Annotated in this window: 27 protein-coding genes; 20 read left to right on the forward strand and 7 right to left on the reverse strand. The window is 70.2% G+C overall.

Annotation, left to right across the window (positions count from 1 at the left end; all coding sequences use genetic code 11):
• Positions 1-348, reverse strand: coding sequence for a PE-PGRS family protein (locus A5692_RS19660; protein ID WP_068058846.1), 348 nt, complete (start codon positions 346-348; stop codon positions 1-3).
• A 90-nt stretch (positions 349-438) separates the two neighbouring features.
• On the opposite strand from A5692_RS19660, the gene A5692_RS19665 reads away from it, so the two are divergent.
• Genes A5692_RS19665 through A5692_RS19675 form a run of 3 tightly spaced genes read left to right on the forward strand, consistent with a single transcriptional unit; the run spans position 439 to position 3,499 of the window.
• Complete coding sequence (locus A5692_RS19665; RefSeq protein WP_068058848.1) at positions 439-1,215, forward strand: SDR family oxidoreductase; 777 nt, start codon at positions 439-441, stop codon at positions 1,213-1,215.
• Between the two features lie 2 nt (positions 1,216-1,217).
• Entirely contained in the window at positions 1,218-2,411 is a 1,194-nt protein-coding gene (locus A5692_RS19670; protein ID WP_068058850.1) for an acyl-CoA dehydrogenase family protein, read from the forward strand.
• The gene (locus A5692_RS19675) at positions 2,408-3,499 is read left to right on the forward strand and encodes an acyl-CoA dehydrogenase family protein (RefSeq protein ID WP_068058851.1); all 1,092 of its coding nucleotides are present in this window, start codon (positions 2,408-2,410) and stop codon (positions 3,497-3,499) included. The genes A5692_RS19670 and A5692_RS19675 overlap by 4 nt, the downstream gene beginning before the upstream one ends.
• A gap of 24 nt (positions 3,500-3,523) precedes the next feature.
• On the opposite strand, the gene A5692_RS19680 is transcribed toward A5692_RS19675, so the two are convergent.
• A complete protein-coding gene (locus A5692_RS19680) occupies positions 3,524-4,273 on the reverse strand; it encodes a dienelactone hydrolase family protein (RefSeq protein ID WP_068058853.1) in 750 nt (249 codons plus the stop codon).
• Between the two features lie 151 nt (positions 4,274-4,424).
• Here A5692_RS19680 and A5692_RS19685 point away from each other — a divergent pair, with 151 nt between their 5' ends.
• The 9 genes from A5692_RS19685 (at position 4,425) to A5692_RS19725 (ending at position 13,633) form a co-directional block, all read left to right on the forward strand.
• The gene (locus A5692_RS19685) at positions 4,425-5,225 is read left to right on the forward strand and encodes a thymidylate synthase (protein WP_068058855.1); all 801 of its coding nucleotides are present in this window, start codon (positions 4,425-4,427) and stop codon (positions 5,223-5,225) included.
• The gene (locus tag A5692_RS19690) at positions 5,222-5,719 is read left to right on the forward strand and encodes a dihydrofolate reductase (protein ID WP_068058858.1); all 498 of its coding nucleotides are present in this window, start codon (positions 5,222-5,224) and stop codon (positions 5,717-5,719) included. Before A5692_RS19685 ends, A5692_RS19690 begins: the two co-directional genes overlap by 4 nt.
• An 86-nt stretch (positions 5,720-5,805) precedes the next feature.
• Positions 5,806-6,507: a cell division protein DivIVA gene (locus A5692_RS19695; protein ID WP_068058860.1), complete on the forward strand. Its 702-nt coding sequence runs from the start codon at positions 5,806-5,808 to the stop codon at positions 6,505-6,507.
• A gap of 18 nt (positions 6,508-6,525) precedes the next feature.
• Positions 6,526-7,773 (forward strand): winged helix-turn-helix domain-containing protein, encoded by a 1,248-nt coding sequence (locus tag A5692_RS19700; RefSeq protein WP_197514517.1) that lies wholly within the window; start codon positions 6,526-6,528, stop codon positions 7,771-7,773.
• A complete protein-coding gene (locus A5692_RS19705; protein ID WP_068058862.1) occupies positions 7,773-9,146 on the forward strand; it encodes a type I restriction-modification system subunit M in 1,374 nt (457 codons plus the stop codon). The genes A5692_RS19700 and A5692_RS19705 overlap by 1 nt, the downstream gene beginning before the upstream one ends.
• A complete protein-coding gene (locus A5692_RS19710; RefSeq protein ID WP_068058864.1) occupies positions 9,143-10,204 on the forward strand; it encodes a restriction endonuclease subunit S in 1,062 nt (353 codons plus the stop codon). The genes A5692_RS19705 and A5692_RS19710 overlap by 4 nt, the downstream gene beginning before the upstream one ends.
• A 10-nt stretch (positions 10,205-10,214) precedes the next feature.
• Positions 10,215-10,970 (forward strand): FAD-dependent thymidylate synthase, encoded by a 756-nt coding sequence (thyX, locus tag A5692_RS19715; protein WP_068059089.1) that lies wholly within the window; start codon positions 10,215-10,217, stop codon positions 10,968-10,970.
• Between the two features lie 64 nt (positions 10,971-11,034).
• Positions 11,035-11,937, forward strand: coding sequence for a 4-hydroxy-tetrahydrodipicolinate synthase (gene dapA / locus A5692_RS19720; protein WP_068058867.1), 903 nt, complete (start codon positions 11,035-11,037; stop codon positions 11,935-11,937).
• Between the two features lie 19 nt (positions 11,938-11,956).
• Positions 11,957-13,633 (forward strand): ribonuclease J, encoded by a 1,677-nt coding sequence (locus A5692_RS19725; protein WP_068058869.1) that lies wholly within the window; start codon positions 11,957-11,959, stop codon positions 13,631-13,633.
• Here the strand turns inward: A5692_RS19725 and A5692_RS19730 are convergent.
• The 3 genes from A5692_RS19730 to A5692_RS19740 are packed head-to-tail and all read right to left on the reverse strand — an operon-like array spanning position 13,630 to position 15,641.
• Positions 13,630-14,502: an SAM-dependent methyltransferase gene (locus tag A5692_RS19730; protein WP_068058871.1), complete on the reverse strand. Its 873-nt coding sequence runs from the start codon at positions 14,500-14,502 to the stop codon at positions 13,630-13,632. The genes A5692_RS19725 and A5692_RS19730 overlap by 4 nt on opposite strands.
• 6 nt (positions 14,503-14,508) lie before the next feature.
• Entirely contained in the window at positions 14,509-15,330 is an 822-nt protein-coding gene (locus tag A5692_RS19735) for a mycofactocin-coupled SDR family oxidoreductase (RefSeq protein WP_068059091.1), read from the reverse strand.
• Complete coding sequence (locus A5692_RS19740; RefSeq protein WP_067781730.1) at positions 15,327-15,641, reverse strand: putative quinol monooxygenase; 315 nt, start codon at positions 15,639-15,641, stop codon at positions 15,327-15,329. Before A5692_RS19740 ends, A5692_RS19735 begins: the two co-directional genes overlap by 4 nt.
• Before the next feature lie 170 nt (positions 15,642-15,811).
• Here A5692_RS19740 and A5692_RS19745 point away from each other — a divergent pair, with 170 nt between their 5' ends.
• On the forward strand, positions 15,812-18,313 hold the full coding sequence (locus A5692_RS19745) for a DNA translocase FtsK (RefSeq protein ID WP_082962896.1): 2,502 nt from the start codon (positions 15,812-15,814) through the stop codon (positions 18,311-18,313).
• A 14-nt stretch (positions 18,314-18,327) separates the two neighbouring features.
• On the opposite strand, the gene A5692_RS19750 is transcribed toward A5692_RS19745, so the two are convergent.
• Positions 18,328-18,855: an amino-acid N-acetyltransferase gene (locus A5692_RS19750; protein ID WP_068058873.1), complete on the reverse strand. Its 528-nt coding sequence runs from the start codon at positions 18,853-18,855 to the stop codon at positions 18,328-18,330.
• A gap of 38 nt (positions 18,856-18,893) precedes the next feature.
• On the opposite strand from A5692_RS19750, the gene pgsA reads away from it, so the two are divergent.
• The 4 genes from pgsA to A5692_RS19770 all read left to right on the forward strand — a co-directional run bounded on the left by pgsA (position 18,894) and on the right by A5692_RS19770 (position 21,714).
• A complete protein-coding gene (gene pgsA / locus A5692_RS19755; protein ID WP_068059095.1) occupies positions 18,894-19,493 on the forward strand; it encodes a CDP-diacylglycerol--glycerol-3-phosphate 3-phosphatidyltransferase in 600 nt (199 codons plus the stop codon).
• 116 nt (positions 19,494-19,609) lie between these two features.
• Positions 19,610-19,936: a transcriptional regulator ClgR gene (clgR, locus tag A5692_RS19760; RefSeq protein WP_068058875.1), complete on the forward strand. Its 327-nt coding sequence runs from the start codon at positions 19,610-19,612 to the stop codon at positions 19,934-19,936.
• Positions 19,937-20,064: 128 nt separating this feature from the next.
• Positions 20,065-20,895 (forward strand): phage shock protein PspA, encoded by an 831-nt coding sequence (gene pspA / locus A5692_RS19765; protein ID WP_068058878.1) that lies wholly within the window; start codon positions 20,065-20,067, stop codon positions 20,893-20,895.
• A gap of 9 nt (positions 20,896-20,904) precedes the next feature.
• Complete coding sequence (locus A5692_RS19770; RefSeq protein ID WP_068058880.1) at positions 20,905-21,714, forward strand: hypothetical protein; 810 nt, start codon at positions 20,905-20,907, stop codon at positions 21,712-21,714.
• 9 nt (positions 21,715-21,723) lie between these two features.
• Here A5692_RS19770 and A5692_RS19775 read toward each other — a convergent pair whose 3' ends face one another.
• Positions 21,724-22,155: a limonene-1,2-epoxide hydrolase family protein gene (locus A5692_RS19775; RefSeq protein WP_068058882.1), complete on the reverse strand. Its 432-nt coding sequence runs from the start codon at positions 22,153-22,155 to the stop codon at positions 21,724-21,726.
• Between the two features lie 53 nt (positions 22,156-22,208).
• On the opposite strand from A5692_RS19775, the gene A5692_RS19780 reads away from it, so the two are divergent.
• From A5692_RS19780 to A5692_RS19790, 3 genes are read left to right on the forward strand one after another with little or no spacing between them, the layout of a single operon-like run.
• Positions 22,209-23,375: a glycosyltransferase gene (locus A5692_RS19780; protein ID WP_068058884.1), complete on the forward strand. Its 1,167-nt coding sequence runs from the start codon at positions 22,209-22,211 to the stop codon at positions 23,373-23,375.
• A 31-nt stretch (positions 23,376-23,406) separates the two neighbouring features.
• A complete protein-coding gene (locus tag A5692_RS19785) occupies positions 23,407-23,670 on the forward strand; it encodes a hypothetical protein (protein WP_068058886.1) in 264 nt (87 codons plus the stop codon).
• Between the two features lie 19 nt (positions 23,671-23,689).
• Positions 23,690-23,908 (forward strand): DUF3046 domain-containing protein, encoded by a 219-nt coding sequence (locus A5692_RS19790; RefSeq protein ID WP_197514518.1) that lies wholly within the window; start codon positions 23,690-23,692, stop codon positions 23,906-23,908.
• The last annotated feature ends 4 nt before the right edge of the window (positions 23,909-23,912 follow it).

Consider the following 23,912-nt stretch of genomic DNA (forward strand, 5'->3'; position numbering starts at 1 on the left):
TCAGGCGTGCCCGGAACCGCAGCCGATGCCGGGCAGGCAGCCCTGACCGCCGGGGATCCCACCGGGTCCCGCGTTCTGGCCGCCGGAGCCGCAGCCCACGCCCGGGACGCAGCCCTGGCCGCCGGGACCGCCACCGGGGCCGTTGAACTGGCCGCCGGAACCGCAGTTGCCGTTGGCGTCACAGCCGCCACCGCCCGGGTCGTCCTTGAACACCACGTGCGTGGGCGCCGCGGACGGCGCAGGCGTTGAGGCGGAGGAGTCGGTCATGGCGATCGGCGCGACCGCGATTGCCGCGGCCGCAGCCCCGCCCACTACCAGTCTTTTCGCGAGGGTTAATTTCGAGAACATGCGGGTCGCATACCACGGACCGACACGTGTAAAACATCCATGTAGCGAACGGGAAACCGTTGGCTTTCGCGCAACGGAAGGCGCACCACGATGACCTCACTGGACCTGACCGGCCGAACCGCGATCATCACCGGCGCCTCGCGCGGGATCGGGCTGGCCATCGCCCAGCAGCTCGCGGCCGCGGGGGCGAACGTGGTGCTCACCGCCCGCAAGCAGGAGGCGGCCGACGAGGCCGCGGCGCAGGTGGACGGAAACGCCCTCGGCGTCGGCGCCCACGCGGTCGACGAGGACGCCGCCCGCCGCTGCGTGGACCTCACGCTCGAACGCTTCGGCGGCGTGGGCATCCTGGTCAACAACGCGGGCACCAACCCTGCCTACGGTCCGCTCATCGACCAGGACCACGCCCGCTTCACCAAGATCTTCGACGTCAACCTCTGGGCGCCGCTGCTGTGGACCTCGCTGGTCGTCAAGTCGTGGATGGGCGAGCACGGCGGGGCGATCGTCAACACCGCCTCCATCGGCGGCCTGCACCAGTCGCCGGCCATGGGCATGTACAACGCCACCAAGGCCGCGCTGATCCACGTCACCAAGCAGCTGGCGCTGGAACTCTCTCCGCGCATCCGTGTCAACGCCATCGCCCCCGGGGTGGTGCGCACCCGGCTCGCCGAGGCGCTGTGGAAGGACCACGAGGACCCGCTCGCCTCCTCGATCGCGCTCGGGCGCATCGGTGAGCCCGCCGATGTGGCCGGCGCCGTGGCCTTCCTCGTTTCCGACGCCGCGAGCTGGATCACCGGCGAAACGATGGTCATCGACGGCGGCCTGCTGCTCGGTGCCGCGCAAGGCTTCCAGATCCGACCGCAGGGCTAGCGATGAGCTCCGAAGACCTGGCGGTGGACCTCAAGGCGCGGGTGCAGGCGCTGTTGGACGAGCACGACCCGGCCACCACCGAACCGCGCGAATTCCTCGGCGCGCAGTACGACGCGGGCCTGGCCTGGGTGCACCTGCCGCGCGGTTTCGGCGGGCTGGACCTGCCGCGCAAGGCGCAGGAAATCGTCGACGCCCAGCTGGCCGCCGCGGGCGCGCCGGTGGGCGGCACGGCTAAGAATTTCATCGGAATGGGCATGGCGGCCCCCACCATCGCGGCATTCGGGACGGACGAACAAAAACGAAAGTTCCTGCGCCCCTTGTTCACCGGCGAGCAGGTCTACTGCCAGCTGTTCAGCGAGCCCGGCGCGGGCTCGGATTTGGCCGGGCTGGCCACCCGTGCGGTGCGCGACGGTGACGACTGGATTGTCAACGGGCAGAAGGTGTGGACCTCGATGGCCCAGCACGCGCAGATGGCGATCCTGGTCGCCCGCACCGACCCCACGGTGCCCAAACACGCGGGGCTGACGTATTTCCTGTGCGACATGACGCAGCCCGGCGTCGAGGTGCGACCCCTGCGTCAGATCACCGGCGAGGCGGAGTTCAACGAGGTGTTCCTCACCGACGCCCGCGTGCCCGACGCCAACCGGCTCGGCCCGGTCGGTGGCGGCTGGCGGGTCGCGACCACGACGCTGAACAACGAGCGCGTCGCCATCGGCACCCGCGCCGGGACGCCGCGCGAGGGCGGGATGATCGGGAAGATCACCAAGGCGTGGCGGGACGAGCCGGGGCTGCGCAACCCCGGAATGCACGACGAGCTGATGCGGCTGTGGGTCGACGCGGAGGTCCTCCGCCTGGCCGGTGAGCGGCTGCGGCAGCAGGCCCAGGCCGGCCAGCCGGGACCGGAGGGCGCGGGCATGAAGGTGGCCTTCGCCCGCCTCGCACAAGCCGTTTCGGGCTTCGACATCGAGCTGCATGCCGAGTCCGGCCTGCAGTACGACGACTGGACCATGCGCCGGACCGAGGTCGTCGATCTGATCGGACGCGAGCCCGGGTACCGCTACCTGCGCGCCCGCGGCAACTCGATCGAGGGCGGCACCTCGGAGGTCCTGCGCAACACCATTTCCGAGCGCATCCTCGGCCTGCCGGGTGAACATCGCGTCGACAAAGACGTCGCGTGGAAGGACCTGAACCGGTGAGTGACCTGCTGTACTCCGACACCGAGGAGGCGCTGCGGGACAGCGTCCGGCAGCTGTTCGCCGACCGCTGTCCACCCGAATCGGTGACCCACGCGTACGACCCGGAGCCGCAAGACTTTTCGGGTGTTTGGCGGACGCTCGCCGGCGAGCTGGGAGTGGCCGGCCTACTGGTCCCGGAGTCGCTCGGCGGAGCGGGCGCGGGTGCGCGCGAGGCGGCGGTCGTCATGGAAGAGATCGGGCGGGCCGTCGCGCCCGTGCCGTTCTTGTCCAGCGCCGTGCTGGCCACCGTCGCGCTGTTGCGCGCCGGCGATACCGAGACCGTGTCCGCCCTGGCACAAGGCGAACTGACCGCCGCGTTGGTGGTGCCGCTGTCGGCCGCACCCGGCGATCCGGTGACGGCGGTGACCGGCGCCGCCGACGGGCTGACCGGCTCGGTCACCAGCGTCGCCGGGGCCGCCGAGGCCGACGTGCTGGTGGTCCCGGTCGCGGGCCCGGCCGGGCTGGAGCTGCATACCGTCCCGCGCGCGGCGGCCGGTGTGCAGGTGTCCCCACTGCTCGCGTTGGACATGACGAGACCCCTCGCCGACGTGAGCTTTTCGGCGGTGGACTCGTCGCGCGTCGGGCCGGCGGACGGACCGGTCGCCGAGGCGCTGCGCACCGGGGCGGCCCTGCTCGCGTCGGAGCAACTCGGGGTGGCCCAGTGGTGTTTCGACACCACGCTGGCTTACGTCAAGCAGCGCAAGCAGTTCGGCCGCGCGATCGGTTCCTACCAGGCGGTCAAGCACCGGCTGGCCGACCTGTGGTTCGAGGTCGGCGCCGCGACGGCGGCGGCCCGCTACGCCGCCGACGCGTGCGCCCGCGACGACGAAGACGCCGCCGTCGCCACGGCCCTCGCCCAGGCCTACTGCAGCGGAGTCGCCGTGCACGCGGCCGAGGAGTGCGTCCAGCTGCACGGCGGCATCGGCATGACGTGGGAGTATCCCGCGCACCTCTACCTCAAGCGAGCCAAGAGCGACCAGCTCATCTTCGGCACCGCCTACCGTCACCGCGCCCGGCTGGCCGAATTGGTGGACCTGCCGCCGAGCTAGGCGGCGACGTTGCTGCTGGACGGTTTAGCGCGGTAGCGCCGAAGCGAACACCTCGGTCATGGCCTGCCAGTGCCGCTCGGCCGCCGCGGGGTCGTACGGCGCGTTGTCCGGAACCGCGAACCCGTGGGCCGCCGGATACCACTCGATGGTGTGCCGCACGCCGGCCGCCGTCAGCGCCTTCTCGAGCTGCTCGGCGTCCTCGCGGGTGAAGGACGCGTCGTCCTTGGCGCCGCCGACGTACACGGTGGCGCGCAGCCGGTCGGCCAGCAGGTGCGGGCTGTCCGCGGTGTCGGTCACCAGGCCGCCGCCGTGGAACGACGCCGCCGCGGCGACGCGTTCGGGCACCCTGCCGGCGACCACCAGCGACGTGCGCCCACCCATGCAGTAGCCGCACACGCCGAAGCGCTCCCCGGACACGTCGGGCCGGGCCGCCAGGTAGTCGAAGAAGGCGCCGGCGTCACTGGCCATCTTGTCCGGCGTGATACTGCCGATCATGCCGAACAAGCGCCTGCGTTCCCGTTCGTCGCCGAACACGGTGGCCATGTCGAACGGCGCCCAGTCGCCGCTGCGGTAGTACACGTCGGGCAGCAGCACGGTGTAGCCGTATCCGGCGAGCTTGGCGGCCATCTGGTCGAAGGTGTCGCGCACCCCGCCGGCATCGGGGTACATGACCACGCCCGGCCAGGGGACCTGGGCTTCCGGACCGTCGGGGGTGAACAAGTGGACGGTGCAGGTCCCGTCAGCGGTGGTGATGGTGTCGATGATTTTCGGCATGGCATTCGTTGTACTCCGCATGCCCACCGCTGGAATATGGCGGCGACCCGCCGCGCCCGGCTTCGCCGCGCTTGCGATCGCCGCGGGAAATGTGGCGGCGACCCGCCGCGCCCGGCTTCGCCGCGCTTGCGATCGCCGCTAAGCTTTCGGCGTGCCGGTTCCCACGCCTTACGAGGACCTGCTGCGCCTGGTGCTCGAGCGGGGCACGGCCAAATCCGACCGCACCGGCACCGGGACCCGCAGCCTGTTCGGCCAGCAGTTGCGCTACGACCTGTCGGCCGGCTTCCCGCTGCTCACCACCAAGAAGGTGCATCTGAAGTCGGTCGTCTACGAGTTGCTGTGGTTCCTGCGCGGCGACTCCAACGTCGCGTGGCTGCACGAGCACGGCGTCACCATCTGGGACGAATGGGCAAGCAGCACGGGCGATCTCGGTCCGATCTACGGCGTGCAGTGGCGGTCCTGGCCGACGCCGACGGGTGAGCACGTCGACCAGATCAGCGCGGCGCTGGAGCTGCTGCGCACCGACCCGAACTCACGGCGCATCATCGTCTCGGCGTGGAACGTCGGGGAGATCCCGCAGATGGCGCTGCCGCCGTGCCACGCGTTCTTCCAGTTCTACGTGGCCGACGGCCGCCTGAGCTGCCAGCTGTATCAGCGCAGCGCCGACCTGTTTCTCGGGGTCCCGTTCAACATCGCCAGCTACGCTCTGCTCACCCACATGATGGCCGCCCAGGCCGGTCTGGGGGTCGGCGAGTTCGTCTGGACGGGCGGCGACTGCCACATCTACGACAATCACGTCGAGCAGGTGCGGACCCAGCTCAGCCGCGAACCGCGGCCCTACCCGGAATTAGTACTGGCGCACCGGGATTCGATCTTCGACTACACCTACGACGACGTCGTGGTGAAGAACTACGACCCGCACCCCGCGATCAAAGCGCCCGTCGCCGTATGACCGATCTCGGCCTGGTGTGGGCGCAGTCCACATCGGGCATCATCGGCCGCGGTGGCGACATCCCGTGGCGAGTGCCCGAGGACCTGGCCCGCTTCCGGGAGCTGACGCTCGGGCACACCGTGGTCATGGGGCGGCGGACGTGGGAGTCCCTGCCGGCGAAGGTCCGGCCGCTGCCGGGTCGCCGCAATGTCGTACTCTCGCGCCGGAGCGACTTCGTGGCCGACGGGGCGCAGGTCGTCGATTCGCTCGAGGCGGCGCTCGCCGGTTGCGAGGACGAGCCACAGACCTGGGTGATCGGCGGCGAGCAGGTGTATCTGCTCGCGCTGCCGCGCGCCACCCGGTGCGAGGTCACCGAGGTCGAAGTCGACCTGCGGCGCGACGACGACGACGCGCTGGCACCGGTGCTCGACGACAGCTGGATCGGTCACACGGGGGAGTGGCAGGTCAGCCGCACGGGGCTGCGGTACCGGCTGCACAGCTACCGTCGGGCATGAGCGTTGGTCCCCGCGCCCGTGACATACTCGGACGCGGGGGTCGGTCTCACCAGGTCACCACACGTTGCCAGAAGGGGGAATTGGCAGTGATAACCGAACCCGCAAAGGCGTTCAATCGCATGTTCAGGGGCTACGACCCGTCCGCGGTCGACGCCCACATCGAGATGTTGACCACCAAGCAGCAGTTGTTGCTCGACGACGTCGATAGCCTGCGGACCCGGCTGAAGGAAGCCGGCGACGAAACGGCCGCGCTGCGCAAGGAGGTCGCCGTCCTCACCGACACCTCACCCGCACCGCACGCGATGCAGCGCCGGATGGCGAAGATGCTCAACCGCGCGGTCGACGAGGTGGCCGAGATGCAGGCCGAGGCGCGCAGCGAGGCGGACGCGCTGATCGCGGCGGCCCAGGCGGAGGTCGAGGCGGCGCAGCGAAAGCACGAAGAGGAGTTGGCGGAGATGGCCGCCCAACGAAAAGCCATGGAAAACGATTACGAGGAAACCAAGAAGCAACTTGAGGCCGAACTGGCGGGCATGCGCGCCGAAACCGAAGCGGCGATCGACAAGTCCTGGCGCGATGCCCAGCGGGAGGCCGATCACTACCGTGAGCAGGCCCGGCGCGCGGCGGACGAGGCGATCAAACAACGGATCGACGTCCTCGAGCAGCTGATGGGCGTGTACCGCGACCTCGAGGCCGTCCCCGCCGCGCTCGAGTCGGCCTACCAAGAGCAGAAGAACGCGCCGGAACCCAGCGTCGTGGTGCCGCTGGACGGAAAGGTCAGCACGGCCTAGCCGCGTCGCCACCCGCCGCTGTCGGACCCGAGCGGTATTCTCGGCGCCGTGTCGATCCGGACCCCCAGGCTGTCGGCCGCGCAGGCCCGGCGGATCGCCGTTGCGGCCCAAGGCTTTAGCGAGCCGCGGCCGTCCGGTCCGGTCACCCGCACCCACCTGAAGCGGCTGATATCGAGAATTCAAGTGCTGCAACTGGATTCGGTGTCGGTCGCGGTGCGCGCCCACTACGCGCCGGTGTTCAGCCGGCTCGGCCCCTACGACCGCGACGTGCTGGACCGCGCCGCCTGGGGCCCGCGGTCGTCGCGGCTGCTGGCCGAGTACTGGGCGCACGAGGCCGCGCTGATGGCCGTCGACGACTGGCCCCTGCTGCGCTGGCGGATGCGCCAGTACCGGCACGGCCGCTGGGGCACCCACATCGTCAAGGCCAACCCCCACCTCGCCGACAAGATCGTTGCCGCCGTCGCCGAACTCGGGCCCAGCACCGCCGGGCAGATCGAGGCTCATCTCGAGGCCGAACCGCGCGGGCCCAAAGGAAGCTGGTGGGGCAGCCGCAGCGACACCAAATGGGTCGCCGAGGCGCTGTTCGCGGCCGGCGTGCTCACCACGGCCACCCGGGTGGGCTTCGCCCGCCACTACGACCTGGTGGAGCGGGTGCTGCCGGCGAGCGTGCTGGCCCGCGAGGTCGACGACGCCGAGGCCGTCCGGGAACTCACGCTGCGGGCCGCCACCGCGCTCGGCGTGGCCACCGAGGCCGACATCCGCGACTACTTCCGCCTGTCGGCCCAGCAGGTCAAACCCGCCGTCGCGGACCTGGTCGCCGCGGGGGAGATGGAGCGGGTCGAGGTGGCCGGCTGGCCCGCGCCGGCCTACCTGCGCGCCGGTCGGGCGGTGCCGCGTGCCGATCGAGGCACCGCGCTGCTGTGCCCGTTCGACCCGCTGATCTTCTTCCGTCCCCGGGTCGAGCGGCTGTTCGGGTTTCACTACCGCATCGAGATCTACACCCCGGCCGCCCAACGCCGATACGGCTACTACGTCTGGCCCCTGCTGATGGACGGGCAACTGGTCGCCCGCGTCGACCTCAAGGCGGACCGTGCCGGCGACACGCTGCGCGTCCTGGGCGCGTTCGGCGAACCCGACACCCCGCGGCCGCGCGTGGTCGAGGCGCTGGCCGGCGAGCTACGGTCCATGGCGTCCTGGCTGGGCCTGGGCGGGTTCAGCGTCGCGACCCGGGGCGACCTGGCCGCCGACCTGCGGGCGGCCGGCTGATGCGGGCGACGGACAAGGAGCTCAAAGACACGCTCTGGAAGGCCGCGAACACGCTGCGCGGATCCCTGCCGGCGAGCCAGTACAAGGACGTCGTCCTCGGGCTGGTGTATCTCCGGCATGCCTCCGACGCGCAGTGGGAGTTGTTGAGACACAACGCCGAATCGCCCGGGCTTGGCCGGCTCGTCGACGACGCGATGGAGGCGATGGCGTTGCCGCGGCTGTGCGAAGGGCTCGACCAGCGCCGGCTCGGTGAGCTGCTGCGCCTGCTCGACTCCGCGCGATTCGGGGAACGCGGCCGCGCCCGCGACTTCCTGGGCGAGGTGTACGAATACTTCCTGGGCAATTTCGCGCGCGCGGAAGGCCGCCGGGGCGGCGAATTCTTCACCCCGCCGAGCGTGGTTCGGGTGATCGTCGAGATGCTGGAACCCGCAAGAGGGCGGGTCTATGACCCATGCTGCGGCTCGGGCGGGATGTTCGTGCAGACCGAACGGTTCATCGCCGAGCACGACGGCGATCCCGCGGACGTCACGATCTGCGGGCAGGAAAGCGTCGAGCAGACCTGGCGGATGGCGCGAATGAACCTCGCCGTGCACGGCATCGACAACACCGGCCTGGGCGCCCGCTGGGGCGACACGCTCCTCGAGGACCAGCACGCGGGCGTGCACATGGATTACGTGATGGCCAACCCGCCCTTCAACATCAAGGATTGGGCCCGCGACGAACACGACCCGCGCTGGCGATTCGGTGTCCCACCCGCCGGCAACGCCAACTACGCGTGGATTCAGCACATCCTGTCCAAACTCGCCCCCGGCGGAAGGGCCGGGGTGGTCATGGCCAACGGTTCGATGTCGTCGAATGGGCTGGGGGAGGGCGATATTCGTGCGCGGATCGTCGACGCCGACCTGGTCTCCTGCATGGTCGCCTTGCCCGCGCAGCTGTTCCGCAGCACATCGATTCCGGTGTGCCTGTGGATCTTCGACACCGACAAGGGTGAGCGATCCGGGCAGGTGCTGTTCATCGACGCCCGTGGGTTCGGCTACCTGGCCAGCCGCGCCGAGCGCGCGCTGACGCATGAGGAAGTCGTCCGGATCGGCGACACCTATCACGCATGGCGCGGGTCACCGTCAGTCGCCGCGAAAGACATTGTTTATCAAGACGTTCCGGGTTTCTGCGGGTCCGCCTGCCTCGACGACATCGCGGCGGCCGGCTACCCGCTCACGCCGGGCCGTTATGTCGGGGTGCCCGCCGGCGTCGATGACGGCGAGCCCATCGGGAACAAGATCACCCGGCTGACCGGTGACCTGCTGGCCGCGCTCGACGAATCCGCCCGGCTGGACGACGCGGTGCGCCGGCAACTGGAGCGCTTGCGGTGACGGCCACGCTGGGCGACCACCTGGTCTTCAGCACCGGCAGCAGCGCGCCGCGGAGCGCCCCGCGCGGACGCTTCCGTGTCTATGGCGCCAACGGGGCCATCGGTTATTGCAACGAATCCAACGCGGCCGGTCCGCTGATCGTCCTCGGGCGCGTCGGGGCGCAGTGCGGGAGTCTGCGGTATTGCGACTCCGACGTCTGGGTCACCGAGAACGCCGTGGTATGCCGGGCCAAAGACCCCCGCGAAACGCGGTATTGGTACTACGCGTTGCAGACCTGCCGGCTGGGGGATCACCGCTGCGGATCGGGACAACCGCTGCTCAGCCAGCGGGTCCTGCGTGACGTGGCGGTGCGGAGCGTGGAAGCGCCCCGGCGCCGGGCGATCGCCGAGCTGCTCGGCTCCCTCGACGACAAGATATCCGCCAACGCGCGGGTGATCGACACCGCGGAGGACGTGATGGTGGCCATTGCGCAGGCGGCCCCTGAGCGCGTGCCGTTGTCCGCCCTGGCGAGCCGGTCCACGGGGTTGCTCAACGTGGCCGAGTTCGATGACGCGGTCGCGCACTACAGCCTTGCCGCGTTCGATGACAGGGCGACCCCCCGCGTCGTGCCCTCCGCGTCCATCAGGAGCGGCAAGTTCCTGTTGTCGGGGCCATGTGTGTTGTTCGCGAGGCTGAACCCGCGAATCCCGCGGATCTGGAACGTGGTCGGCGTGCCGTCGGAAATGGCGTTGGCCAGCAGCGAGTTCGTCGTCCTGATACCGAGTGGAGTCGACGCGTCGGCCCTGTGGGCGGCCCTGCGGCAGCCGGACGTCTCCGAACGACTGCAACGCCGGGTCGCCGGGACGTCGGGAAGCCATCAGCGGATCCCGCCGTCCGAGCTGCTCGACGTTCCCGTCCCCGACGTCCGGCGCCTACCCACCGCGGCCCGACGCACGATCACCGGCCTCGGGGCGCTGTGTCACGCGCGCCGCGCCGAAAGCGAGCGGCTGTCTGCGCTTCGCGACGCGCTGCTGCCGGTGTTGATATCGGGTGAGCTGTCTGTGCGGTCACCGCGTTAAGGTGAGCGCCGTGGCCGAGACCGCGCCGCTACGCGTGCAACTGATCGCCAGGACCGAGTTCGTGGCACCGCCGGACGTGCCGTGGACCACCGACGCCGACGGCGGCCCGGCGCTGGTCGAATTCGCCGGCCGGGCCTGCTATCAAAGCTGGTCGAAGCCCAATCCCAAGACCGCGACCAACGCCGGCTACATCAAGCACATCATCGACGTCGGGCATTTCTCGGTGCTCGAGCACGCGAGTGTGTCGTTCTACATCACCGGCATCTCCCGATCGCTCACGCACGAGCTGATCCGGCACCGGCACTTCTCCTACTCGCAGCTGTCACAGCGCTACGTGCCCGAGGGCGACTCCCGAGTCGTCGTGCCACCGGGCGTGGAAGACGACCCCGAACTGCGGCAAATCCTGACCGAGGCCGCCGACGCCAGCCGGGCCGCCTACACCGAGCTGCTGGGCAAGCTCGAGGCGAAACTCGCGGCGGGCCAGCCGAACGCGGTCTTGCGCCGCAAACAGGCGCGGCAGGCCGCCCGCGCCGTGCTGCCCAATGCGACCGAGACCCGCATCGTCGTGACGGGCAACTACCGGGCCTGGCGGCACTTCATCGCCATGCGGGCCAGCGAGCACGCCGACCTCGAAATCCGGCGGCTGGCCATCGAGTGCCTGCGCCAGCTCGCCGACGCCGCGCCCGCCGTGTTCGCCGACTTCGAGATCTCGGCGCTGGCCGACGGGACCGAGGTGGCCACCAGCCCGCTGGCGACCGAGGCCTGAGTGGCACTGCCGCCGCGCCGCGCCGTTGCTAAAGCCCTTGCCGCCGCCAGGTAACCTAAAGACCGTGAGCACGGTCGGATTCGACGCCCCGGCACGGTTGGGAACCGTGCTGACCGCGATGGTGACACCGTTCGCTCCCGACGGCTCGCTCGACACCGCCGCCGCGGCACAGTTGGCGAACCACCTGGTCGACGCAGGCTGTGACGGCCTGGTGGTCTCCGGAACCACCGGCGAGTCGCCGACCACCACCGACGACGAGAAGCGGGAGCTGCTGCGCGTCGTGCTGGAGGCGGTGGGTGACCGCGCCCGGGTCATCGCCGGTGCGGGCACTTATGACACCGCTCACAGCGTCCGGCTGGCCCGGGCCTGCGCAGCCGAGGGCGCCCATGGCTTGCTGGTGGTCACGCCCTACTACTCCAAGCCGCCGCAGAGCGGGCTGATCGCGCATTTCACCGCCGTCGCCGACGCCACCGAGCTGCCCGTGCTGCTGTACGACATCCCGCCGCGCTCGGTGATACCGATCGCCACCGAGACCATCCGCACGCTGGCCGCCCACCCGAACATCGTGGGGATCAAGGACGCCAAGGCCGACCTGCACAGCGGCGGCCAGATCATCGCCGAGACCGGACTGGCCTACTACTCGGGCGACGACGCACTGAACCTGCCGTGGCTGGCCATGGGCGCTACCGGTTTCATCAGCGTGATCTCGCACGTGGCCGCCGGTCAGCTTCGAGAGATGTTGTCGGCCTTCGCTTCGGGTGACATCGCGACCGCGCGCAAGATCAACGTCACCGTCGCGCCGCTCTGCGACGCGATGAGCCGGCTGGGCGGTGTGACAATGTCCAAGGCGGGTCTGCGCCTGCAGGGCATCGACGCCGGCGATCCCCGGTTGCCGCAGATGCCCGCAACGCCCGAGCAGATCGACGCGCTGGCCGCCGATATGCGCGCGGCATCGGTGCTCCGGTGAGCTAAAGGGTGGCCCGTCAGTGGATGTAGAGCTCGCCCCTCCCGGTCCCTTGACCACTGGCGGGCTGCGGGTCACCGCGCTGGGCGGCATCAGCGAAATCGGCCGCAACATGACGGTTTTCGAGCACCTCGGCCGGCTGCTGATCATCGACTGCGGGGTGATGTTCCCCACCCACGACGAGCCGGGGGTGGACCTGATCCTGCCGGACCTGCGCCACATCTCCGACCGCCTCGACGACATCGAGGCGCTGGTGTTGACCCACGCGCACGAGGACCACATCGGCGGCATCCCGTTCCTGCTCAAGCTGCGACCGGACATCCCGGTCGTCGGGTCGAAGTTCACCCTGGCGCTGGTCGCGGCCAAATGCCGCGAGCACCGGCTCAAGCCGGTGTTCGTCGAGGTCACCGAGCGGCAGCGGAGCACCCACGGCGTCTTCGAGTGCGAGTACTTCGCCGTCAACCACTCCATCCCGGACGCGTTGGCGATCGCCGTGCACACCGGCGCGGGCACCATCCTGCACACCGGCGACATCAAGCTCGACCAGTTGCCCCTCGACGGCCGGCCCACCGATCTGCCCGGCATGTCGCGGCTCGGCGACGCCGGGGTGGACCTGTTCCTGTGCGACTCGACCAACTCCGAGATCCCCGGCGTGGGACCGTCGGAAAGCGAAGTGGGACCGACGCTGCACCGCCTGATCCGCGGCGCCGAGGGCCGCGTGATCGTGGCGTGCTTCGCCTCCAACGTGGACCGCGTCCAGCAGATCATCGACGCGGCGGTCGCTTTGGGGCGGCGGGTGTCGTTCGTCGGGCGGTCGATGGTGCGCAACATGGGCATCGCCCGCGAGTTGGGGTTCCTGCGGGTCGACGATGCCGACGTGATCGACATCGGCGCCGCCGAGCTGATGCCACCCGAGCGGGTGGTGCTGATCACCACCGGCACCCAGGGCGAACCCATGTCGGCGCTGTCGCGGATGTCGCGCGGCGAGCATCGCAGCATCACGCTCACCGCGGGGGACCTGGTGGTGCTGGCGTCCTCGCTCATCCCCGGCAACGAGGAGGCGGTCTACGGAGTGATCGACGCGCTCGCCAAGATCGGGGCCCGCGTCGTCACCAACGCCCAAGCGCGCGTGCATGTCTCGGGCCACGCGTACGCCGGTGAGCTGTTGTTCCTCTACAACGGTGTGCGGCCGCGGAACGTCATGCCCGTGCACGGTACCTGGCGGATGTTGCGCGCCAACGCCAAGCTGGCGGCCAGCACCGGGGTGCCGGAGGAGTCAATCCTGTTGGCCGAGAACGGCGTCAGCGTCGACCTGGTCGCCGGCGCGGCGTCGATCGCCGGGGCGGTGCCGGTGGGCAAGATGTTCGTCGACGGGCTGATTAGCGGCGACGTCGGCGACATCACGCTGGGCGAGCGGCTCATCCTGTCGTCGGGTTTCATCGCGGTGACCGTGGTCGTCCAGCGCGGCACCGGACGCCCGGCGGCTGCGCCACACCTGCACTCGCGCGGGTTCTCCGAAGACCCCAAGGCGCTGGAGCCCGCGGTGCGCCGGGTCGAGGCCGAGCTGGAATTGCTCGCCGCCGACAGCATCACCGACCCGGGCCGCATCGCCCAGGCGGTGCGCCGCACCGTCGGCAAGTGGGTGGGCGAGACGTACCGCCGGCAGCCGATGATCGTGCCGACGGTCATCGAGGTTTAAAGCTTCTCCGCGTAGGCCGACCACTCCACCTGGGAGGCAGGGAGTTTGCGGCCGGTGGGCGCGACGTAACGCGCAACGAGCTCGTCGGGGCCGGCCTGCTCGAGCAGCCGCCACTCGTATTCGCCGACGAAGCCGCCGACCTCGTCGGGCAGCAGACCGAAGTGCCACAACTGCCGACGCTGGCGGACGCTGCGATAGAGCGTGCGGGTGCCGTACCGGTTGGTACCGTCGATGAAATCCCGCCGGACGTAGGTGAAGATCAGACGACTGCCGGGCGCGGCGGCCCGCAACCCCTCCAAGGTCCGCCGGACCGTCTCCTCGCTGAGGTACTGGGTCACGCCCTCGCAGATGAAGAACGTGCGGTAGTCGGTGTGATAGCCGTGCTCGGCCAGGGAGGTGAGCAGGTCGTCGCGCTCCAGGTCCAGTGCCACCTGCCGCACCGACATCGGCGGCCCGCCGAGCACCCGCCGGACCGTCTTGAGCTTGCGGGCGATGTTGACCGGCAGGTCCACCTCGAAGACGGGGATGCGGACCTGGCGCGTCAAAAGGTATGCGCGCGTGTCCAATCCGGCGCCGAGGATGACGACCGCGTCGATGCCGTCCAGCGCTTCGGCCAGCTTGTCGCCGATGAACCGCTTGCGGCAGGCCAGGTTCGCCCACAGGCCGCGGCCGGACCACTCCGATGCGCGGATCATCAGGCGGCGCAGCGGCGCCGCGCGCGTCGCCGCGACGAGCCAGCGCAGCGGCGTCGGCAGGAACAGTTCCGCGAGGTCGTCGTCCACCAGGCGGTGGCCCGGCGGCTCATTGTGCTCGACGGCCGCCAGCACCATCGGTCCGAAGGCGGTCTGCGCGGCGGGATTTCGGGCCATGCGAAGCTACTTGTTCAAGAATCCGGCATCGACGGGCAACGTCACGCCGGTGATGTAGCGCGCCTGGTCGGACACCAGCCACGCCACCGCGTTGGCGACGTCTTCGACCTGCAGCACCTCCACCGGCATGGCATTGCCCATGGCCCCGGGAGTGTCGGTCGCGGCGGCCATCTTGGCCAGCCACTCCCGGGTGAACTCGTTGTTGATCATCGGGGTCTCCACGCCGGAGGGGTGGATCGAGTTCACCCGAATGTACTGGGTAGCAAGCAGATTCGCGTACACCCGCATCAACCCCACCACGCCGTGCTTGGCGGCGGCGTAGCCGACCGAACCGGCGTCGGGGCTACCGACACCGGCCAGGCCGGCGCTCGAACTGATGAGCACGATCGAGCCCCCGGTGCCTTGCCTGACCATGGTCGGGAGGGCGGCCTTGATCGTGTTGTAGACGCCGGTGAGGTTGACGTCGATCACGTCGCGCCAGCCGTCGTCACCGGATTGCATCGGGGCGATGCCGGCGTTGGCCACGACGATGTCGAGCCGGCCGAACTCGTCCAGACCCGACTGCAGCGCGGCCGACAGTGAGGCCCGCTCGCGCACGTCGCCGCGAGTGGCCACGATGCGAGCGCCGGTGTCCTCGACCAGCTTGACGGTCTCCGCCAGGTCGTCCTCGGTGGCCAGGGGGTAGGGGACGCTGGCGATCTGCTCGCACAGGTCGACCGCGATGATGTTCGCGCCGTCGGCGGCGAGCCGCACCGCATGCGCGCGTCCCTGCCCGCGCGCCGCGCCGGTGATGAAGGCGACCTTGCCCTCGAGTGGCCGGGTCATCAGGACCGGAGCTGACCCTTGTCCGGGTCCCCCGCGGGAACCGGCTGCAGCATCTTGATGTCCGGCGCCCCGGCGAGGTGCTCGCCGGCCGCGCCGAACATCTTGCCGATGGCCGGCGCGGTGCTGTGGGCTTTCAGCGCCTCTTCGTCGGCCCACTGCTCGACGAACACGAAGGTCTCGCCCGATTGGTGCAATGAGTACAACTGGCAGCCCGGTTCGTTGTGCACTTCCTCCACCGCCTGCGTAAGGATGTCGCGGACTGTGTCGACCGACTCCGGTTTGACGGTCATGGTGGCAACGACGACGACGGGCATGCTGGGGCCTCCTGGGGCAAACGGGGTGGGGTGACGCGCACAACTTCCGTCACCGGTTGTCACCCTACTCACGCGGCCAGGCGCCCGACCCGCCAGATGGCGCACGAGGCCGAACCGTTACCCGTGTGGCGGGTGGTGCAGATGATGTCGATGCGACTACCCTGGCCGACATGGCTAACAAGACCGCCGCCCGCTCCAAAGCCAGAACGAGCAGGTCAAAGGCCCCTTCGCGGAGCGGGTCGGGTCGCGCGCGGCCGGCGGCACCCCGTAAGCGGCCGAGCAGGCCCGCCAGGCGGCGCAACCATTCGCTGGTGGTGGCCGCCGGACTGACCGGCGGCCGTGCCCTGCGCGCCACCTGGCTGATGGCCGCACGCAGCACAGGGGGCGCGGCGCGGTCGATCGGGCGGGCCCGGGACATCGACCCGGGACACCGCCGCGACGGCATCGCGCTGATGCTGCTCGCCCTGTCCGTCGTGGTTGCCGCGAGCTCGTGGTTCAACGCCGCCCGGCCGGTCGGCGCGTGGGTCGACACGCTGTTGCGCACCTTCATCGGGGCGGGCGTCCTGGCGCTTCCCGTCGTCACCGCCGGCGTGGCGGTGGCGCTGATGCGCACCCAGCCCAATCCCGAGGCGCGGCCCCGGCTGATCCTGGGCGCCACCCTGATCGCCCTTTCCGTGCTGGGGCTGCGCCATCTGTGGTCCGGCTCGCCCGAGGACCCGGAGGCCCGGCGCCGCGCGGCGGGATTCGTCGGCTTCGCCATCGGGGGCCCCCTGTCGGACGGGCTGACGGCGTGGATCGCGGCGCCGTTGCTGTTCATCGGCTTCATGTTCGGGCTGCTGTTGCTCACCGGGACGACCATCCGGGAGGTGCCCGACGCGGTCCGCAACATGTTCGGCGCCCGACTGCTCGGCGACGACGACGAATACGGCTACGACGACTACGACGACGCCGATTCCTATGCCGATTCCTATCCCTCCGAAGACTTCTCCGACGGCCTCGACGACGAGGGCGTGCCCGCCCCCGTCGACGAGCCGCACGCGTGGTCGGCGGCGGACCCGGCGCCCGCCCTGCGCGACAACGAAGACGACATCCCCACCACGCCGGAACCGGCCATCGGGAAGAGCCGCCGCCGCGACAAGAAGAAGACCGAGGTGCTCGACCGCGTCGTCGAGGGTCCCTACACCCTGCCCTCGCTGAACCTGCTGGTCGCCGGTGACCCGCCCAAGAAACGCAGCGCCGCCAACACCGTCATGGCCGACGCCATCAGCGAGGTGCTCACCCAGTTCAAGGTCGACGCCGCCGTCACCGGCTGCACGCGGGGGCCGACCGTCACCCGCTACGAGGTCGAGCTCGGGCCCGGCGTCAAGGTGGAGAAGATCACCGCGCTGCAGAAGAACATCGCCTACGCGGTGGCCACCGAGAGCGTGCGCATGCTGGCGCCGATCCCCGGCAAGTCCGCCGTGGGCATCGAGGTGCCCAACACCGACCGGGAGATGGTGCGGCTGGCCGACGTGCTGACCGCGCCGTCGACCCGCCGCGACCACCACCCGCTGGTGATCGGGCTGGGCAAGGACATCGAAGGCGACTTCATCTCGGCCAACCTGGCCAAGATGCCGCACCTGCTGGTCGCCGGCTCCACCGGCTCGGGTAAGTCGAGCTTCGTCAACTCCATGCTGGTGTCGCTGCTGACCCGGGCCACGCCGGAGGAGGTCAGGATGATCCTGATCGACCCGAAGATGGTGGAGCTGACGCCGTATGAGGGCATCCCGCACCTGATCACACCGATCATCACCCAGCCCAAGAAGGCGGCCGCCGCGCTGGCGTGGCTGGTCGAGGAGATGGAGCAGCGCTACCAGGACATGCAGGCCTCCCGGGTGCGCCACATCGACGACTTCAACGCCAAGGTGCGCTCCGGGGCCATCACCGCGCCGCTGGGCAGCCAGCGCGAATACCGCCCCTACCCGTACGTCGTGGCGATCGTCGACGAGCTGGCCGACCTGATGATGACCGCGCCCCGCGACGTCGAGGACGCCATCGTGCGGATCACCCAGAAGGCGCGTGCGGCGGGCATTCACCTGGTCTTGGCCACCCAGCGCCCGTCGGTGGACGTCGTCACCGGGCTCATCAAGACCAACGTGCCGTCGCGGCTGGCGTTCGCCACGTCGTCGCTGACCGACAGCCGGGTCATCCTGGACCAGGCGGGCGCCGAGAAGCTGATCGGCATGGGCGACGGCCTCTTCCTGCCGATGGGCGCCAGCAAGCCGCTGCGCCTGCAGGGCGCCTACATCACCGACGAGGAGATCCACGCCGTCGTCAGCGCCTGCAAGGACCAGGCCGAGCCCGAATACACCGACGGCGTCACCACCGCCAAGCCCACCGGCGAACGCACCGACGTCGACCCCGACATCGGCGACGACATGGACGTGTTCCTGCAGGCCGTCGAGCTGGTGGTGTCCAGCCAGTTCGGCTCCACGTCGATGCTGCAGCGCAAGCTGCGCGTCGGCTTCGCCAAGGCCGGCCGGCTGATGGACCTGATGGAGACCCGCGGCATCGTCGGGCCCAGCGAGGGGTCGAAGGCGCGCGAGGTGCTGGTCAAGCCCGACGAGCTGGCCGGAACGCTGGCGTTGATCCGGGGCGGCAGCGACGCCGACGGCGGTGACCCCGACGAGTAGCGGCAATCACCCGGCTAGAGCACCAGCAGCATGCGGGAGTTGCCCAGGATGTTGGGCTTGACGTAGCTCAGGTCCAGGAACTCGGCGACCCCGATGTCGTAGGAGCGGCACATCTCCTCGAACACCTCGGCGGTCACCGGCGTGCCCTCGATCTCGGTGAACCCGTGCTTGCCGAAGAACTCGGTCTCGAACGTCAGCACGAACAGCCGCTTGAGCTGCAGCTCGCGCGCGACCGCCAGCAGCCGGTCGACGATCGCGTGGCCGATGCCGTGGCCGGTCATCGCCGGGTCCACCGCGACCGTGCGGATCTCGCCCAGGTCGGACCACATCACGTGCAGCGCGCCGCACCCGACGACTTCACCCCCGCGCTCGGCCACCCAGAACTCCTGGACCGCCTCGTACAGCGTCACCAGGTTCTTCTCCAGCAGGATCTTGCCGGCGTAGGTGTCGACGAGTCGCTTGATGGCGGGGACATCGGAGGTTCGCGCGCGTCGCACCAGACAGTCCTGCGAACTTTCGGTCACGGCTAACAGTATCGGCATCGGGGACGGGCGTGCTGACCAACAGTTATTCTGTTGCCGTGTCGGGGCAGCCGCAAACGGGTCCGGTGACGGGACCCCCAGGCCGCGTCCACATCGCAAATCTCGCCAACACGCTGACGCTGCTGCGACTGGTGTTGGTCCCGGTCTTCCTGCTCGCGCTGTTCGCCAAGGACGGGCACGAGATCGCCTTCCGGGTCGTGGCTTTCGTGATCTTCACGCTCGCGGTCATCACCGACCGGCTGGACGGCCTGCTGGCCCGCAACTACGGAATGGCGACCGAATTCGGCGCGTTCGTCGATCCGATCGCGGACAAGACGCTGATCGGGTCGGCGTTGATCGGGCTGTCGATGCTCGGCGACCTGCCCTGGTGGGTCACGGTGGTGATCCTGGCCCGCGAGTTCGGCGTGACGGTGCTGCGCCTGGCCGTGATTCGCCGCGGCGTCATCCCCGCCAGCTGGGGCGGCAAGGTCAAGACCGTGGTGCAGTCGGTGGCGATCGGTTTGTTCATCCTGCCCGTGTCCGGGCCCTTCCGCGTGGCGGCGGCGGTGGTGATGGGGGCGGCCATCGTGCTGACCATCGTCACCGGCATCGACTACGTGGTGTCGACCGTCAGGGAAGTGCGCCGGGCGGCCGACTGAATCTGTGGCCGCCGAACGGGAACCAAGACCCCGCCGCCCGCGTTCCACGTAATGAGCGCCTGCCGAACGGGGCCGTTTTCGCTCCGGCGGGCTGACTGGACGAAGGAGGGCGGAAAATGCCGCCATTGGTGCGCGAGGTCATCGGCGACGTGCTGCGGGAGGCCCGGATGACGCAAGGCCGGACGCTGCGCGAGGTGTCCGATTCGGCGCGGGTGAGCCTGGGCTATCTGTCCGAGGTCGAGCGCGGGCGCAAGGAGCCCTCCAGCGAGCTGCTCAACGCGATCTGCGACGCGCTACAGGTGCCGCTGTCGTCGGTCCTGATCGACGCCGGCGAGCGGATGGCCGGCGTGGAGCGGGTGCTCGCCGACGGGCTGCGCGGTCCCAGCATCGACGCCGACACCAAGGTCGTCATCCCGCCGGTGGCCTCGCTGGCGATCGCCTGAGCGCCGCCCGCGCCAGGGATCCTGCGTCAGGGGTAGGGCGATCGGCCCCGACCCACTAAATTGAGCGACAAGCGACGGGCCCATCCCGGGACCCTCCGGCCCACAAGAAGCGAAGGTGGAGCTCACTCATGGCCAATCCGTTCGTCAAAGCGTGGAAGTACCTCATGGCGCTGTTCAACGCGAAGATCGACGAGCACGCCGACCCCAAAGTGCAGATCCAGCAGGCCATCGAGGAAGCGCAACGCACGCATCAGGCGCTGACCCAGCAGGCGGCGCAGGTGATCGGCAACCAGCGTCAGCTCGAGATGCGACTCAACCGGCAACTCGCCGACATCGAGAAGCTGCAGGTCAACGTGCGTCAGGCCCTCACGCTCGCCGACCAGGCCACCGCAGCCGGCGACGCCGCCAAGGCCACCGAATACAACAACGCCGCCGAGGCGTTCGCGGCCCAGCTGGTGACCGCCGAGCAGAGCGTCGAGGACCTCAAGACGCTGCACGATCAGGCGCTGAACGCGGCCGCCCAGGCCAAGAAGGCGGTCGAGCAGAACGCGATGGTGCTGCAGCAGAAGATCGCCGAGCGCACCAAGCTGCTCAGCCAGCTCGAGCAGGCGAAGATGCAGGAACAGGTGAGCGCCTCGCTGCGGTCGATGAGCGAGATCGCCGCGCCCGGCAACGTGCCCAACCTCGACGAGGTGCGCGACAAGATCGAACGCCGCTACGCCAACGCGGTCGGGGCCGCCGAGCTCGCGCAGGGCTCGGTGCAGGGCCGCATGCTCGAGGTCGAGCAGGCCGGGGTGCAGATGGCCGGTCATTCCCGGCTGGAGCAGATCCGCGCGTCGATGCGCGGCGAGGCCTTGCCGACCGGGGCGACCCCCGCCGCCGGGGCCACTCCGGAGGCGGCCGCCGCGCCCGCCGAGACCACCGGGGGCGCGGCCACCGAGAAGCCCTTTGGCCAGTAGCGCGGTGTCGTGGCGGTGACCGAGACGCAGCGGGGGCTCTGGCGCACCTTGCTCGGGCGTGGGCTGGCCACCGCCGCCGACCTGTCGGGCCTGGTGGCCCAGAAGATCAGCGCCGCCGCGGACCCCCGCGCGCGACTGCTGCGGCGCCGTCGCCGCGCGCTGCGCTGGGGCCTGATCTTCAGCGCCGGCTGTGTGTTCTGGGCGGCCGTGACGATGCTGCTGGCGGCCTGGGGATGGTTCGCGCTGCTGCTGGAGATCACCGGCGCCGTTGCGGTCATCATGGCCATCCCCGCGACGCTGTTGTTGTTCCGCTACCGGTGGCTGCGTTCCGAGCCGCTGCCCACACCGCGCCCCACGAACGTCCGTCGCCTGCCGCCGCCCGGCTCGGCGGCGCGGCCCGCGATGTACGCGCTGGGCGCCTCCGAACGCGGTTTCCTGTCGCTGCTGAACGTGATCGAGCGGGGCTCCATGTTGCCCACGGCCGAGATCCGCGACCTGACCGCGGCCGCCAACAAGACCTCGGCGGCCATGGCGGCCACCGCCGCGGAGGTGGTGTCGATGGAGCGCGCGGCGCAGTCCAGCGAATCGTCGCGGTCGTATCTGGTGCCCACCATCAACGCGTTCACCGCACAGCTGAGCGCCGGCGTGCGCCAGTACAACGAAATGGTCACCGCCGCAGCCCAATTGGTGTCGTCGGCCAACGGCGACCAGTTGGCAGCCTCGCAGCGCTACCGCGCCGAGCTGGCCGGGGCGACCGACCGCCTGGTCGGCTGGGCGCAGGCTTTCGACGAACTCGGCGGGCTGCGCGGCGCCAGCTGATGACCGCGGCTAGAACGTCGCTTTGAGCGACGGCAGCACCACGGCCGCCAGGCCACGAAGGGTGGCCTTGAACATGTCGAAGAAGTCGAAGTAATCGCGCCACAACGTGATTCGCCCGTCGTGGACCTCGAACACGCCGCACACCCAGAACTGAAGCCGCACCGGGCCGAAGATGAGGGCGTCGGTGCGCTCGGTGAGCACCCCCACGCCGTCGGCGGCGATGCGATGGATCTTCACCTCGAAGGCCGCCCGGCCGTCCATCTGGCGAAACAGCTTCATGGCCCTGGCTCGGCCGTGAATCGTCGGCAACCCGACGTTCTCGTAGACGAGGTTGTCGTCCAGTGCCGCGTCGGCGGCGTCGTAATCCCCGTCCTGCAGGGCATTCAGAAAGCCCTCGACCGTGCGGGTGTTCGCAACGGCTGTACCGGTCAGCTCGGTCATGACTGCCAGCGTAGGCGAGCGTGGGAGTCGCGCGCTGTGGCAGGGTGAGGCCGATGCGTGTCGCTGTTGTCGCCGGGCCGGATCCCGGTCACTCGTTTCCCGCGATCGCGCTGTGCAAACGCTTCGCCGACGCCGGCGACGAGCCGACACTGTTCACCGGCGCGGAGTGGATCGACACCGCCCGCGCCGCCGGCATCGACGCCGCCGTGCTGGACGGGCTCGTGGCCACCGACGACGACGTCGACGCCGGGGCGCGCATCCATCGGCGGGCGGCGCGGATGGCCGTCCTCAATGCGCCGGCGCTGCGCGACCTGGCGCCCGACCTGGTGGTGTCCGACGTCATCACCGCCGCTGGTGGCATGGCCGCGGAGCTGTTGGGCATCCCTTGGATCGAGCTCGACCCGCATCCGCTGTACCTGCCGTCGAAGGGGTTGCCGCCGATAGGCAGCGGGCTGGCGCCGGGCACCGGGCTGCGCGGCCGGCTCCGCGATGCGATCATGCGCGCGCTCACCGCGCGATCCTGGCGCGCGGGCCTGCGTCAGCGCGCCGCCGTGCGGGTGGAGATCGGGCTGCCGGCCCGTGACCCCGGGCCGCTGCGGCGCCTGATCGCCACCCTGCCGGCCCTCGAGGTGCCGCGGCCGGACTGGCCGGCGGAGGCCGTGCTGGTGGGGCCCCTGCACTTCGAACCGACCGATCGGGTGCTGGAAATCCCGCCCGGCTCGGGGCCCGTGGTGGTGGTCGCGCCGTCGACCGCGTTGACCGGGACCGAGGGACTGGCCGAGGTCGCGCTGGCTCACCTGCGGCCCGGGGAGACGCTCCCGGCCGGATCGCGGCTGGTGGTCTCGCGGCTGGGCGGGGCGGATCTGCGGGTGCCGCCGTGGGCGGTGGTCGGGCTGGGCAGCCAGGCGGAGCTGCTGACGCACGCCGACCTGGTGATCTGCGGCGGTGGGCACGGCATGGTGGCCAAGACGCTGCTGGCGGGGGTGCCGCTGGTGGTGGTGCCCGGGGGCGGTGATCAGTGGGAGATGGCCAACCGGGTGGTCCGACAGGGCAGCGGCCGGCTGATCCGGCCGCCGACCCCCGAGGCGCTGGTGGCCGCGGTCAACGAGGTGCTGTCGTCGCCGCGTTATCGGGCGGCCGCCCGATCCGCCGCCGCTAGCATCGCCAGTGTGGCCGATCCGGTCCGCGTGTGCCACGAAGCGCTCGCCCGGACGGGATGACGGGCCGGACCGCGACGGGAGGGCAATGACAATGAGGGCGATCGCCGCCGGCGGCCTGCTTCTGGCCTTGATGTTCAGCTCGGGCGTCGCGCGCGCCGACAGCGGCGACGAGCAGCAGGCGTGCCAATTGATGGACGACCCGGCCGCCGCTCAACAGGGCTTGCAGCCGGTCGAATACGCCTTCATGCAATTGCGCTCCCGGATGTCGGCGGAGCGTGCGCGGACCACCATGTCCGAGGCCGTCCAGGACTTCTGCCCCAACCACTGGACCGACCTGCCGGCCAGCTGGCGGTGACGGGGCCGGTGTCCGATCCCTGCCCGATGGGTATCTTGCTGGCGTGCGGCTAACGGAATTCAACGAACGGGTGGTCCTGCGGTTCGGTGCGGCGTACGGCTCTTCGGTGCTGGCCGACCACGTGCTGACCGATTTCGGCGGCCGCACCGCCGCCCAGGCGATCGAGGACGGGGTCGAGCCCCGCGACGTGTGGCGGGCCCTGTGCGTCGACTTCGACGTGCCGCGCGACCAGTGGTGAATCC

This window comes from Mycobacterium sp. E342 (genome assembly GCF_001667665.1).
In the GTDB taxonomy this organism is placed as follows: Bacteria; Actinomycetota; Actinomycetes; order Mycobacteriales; family Mycobacteriaceae; genus Mycobacterium.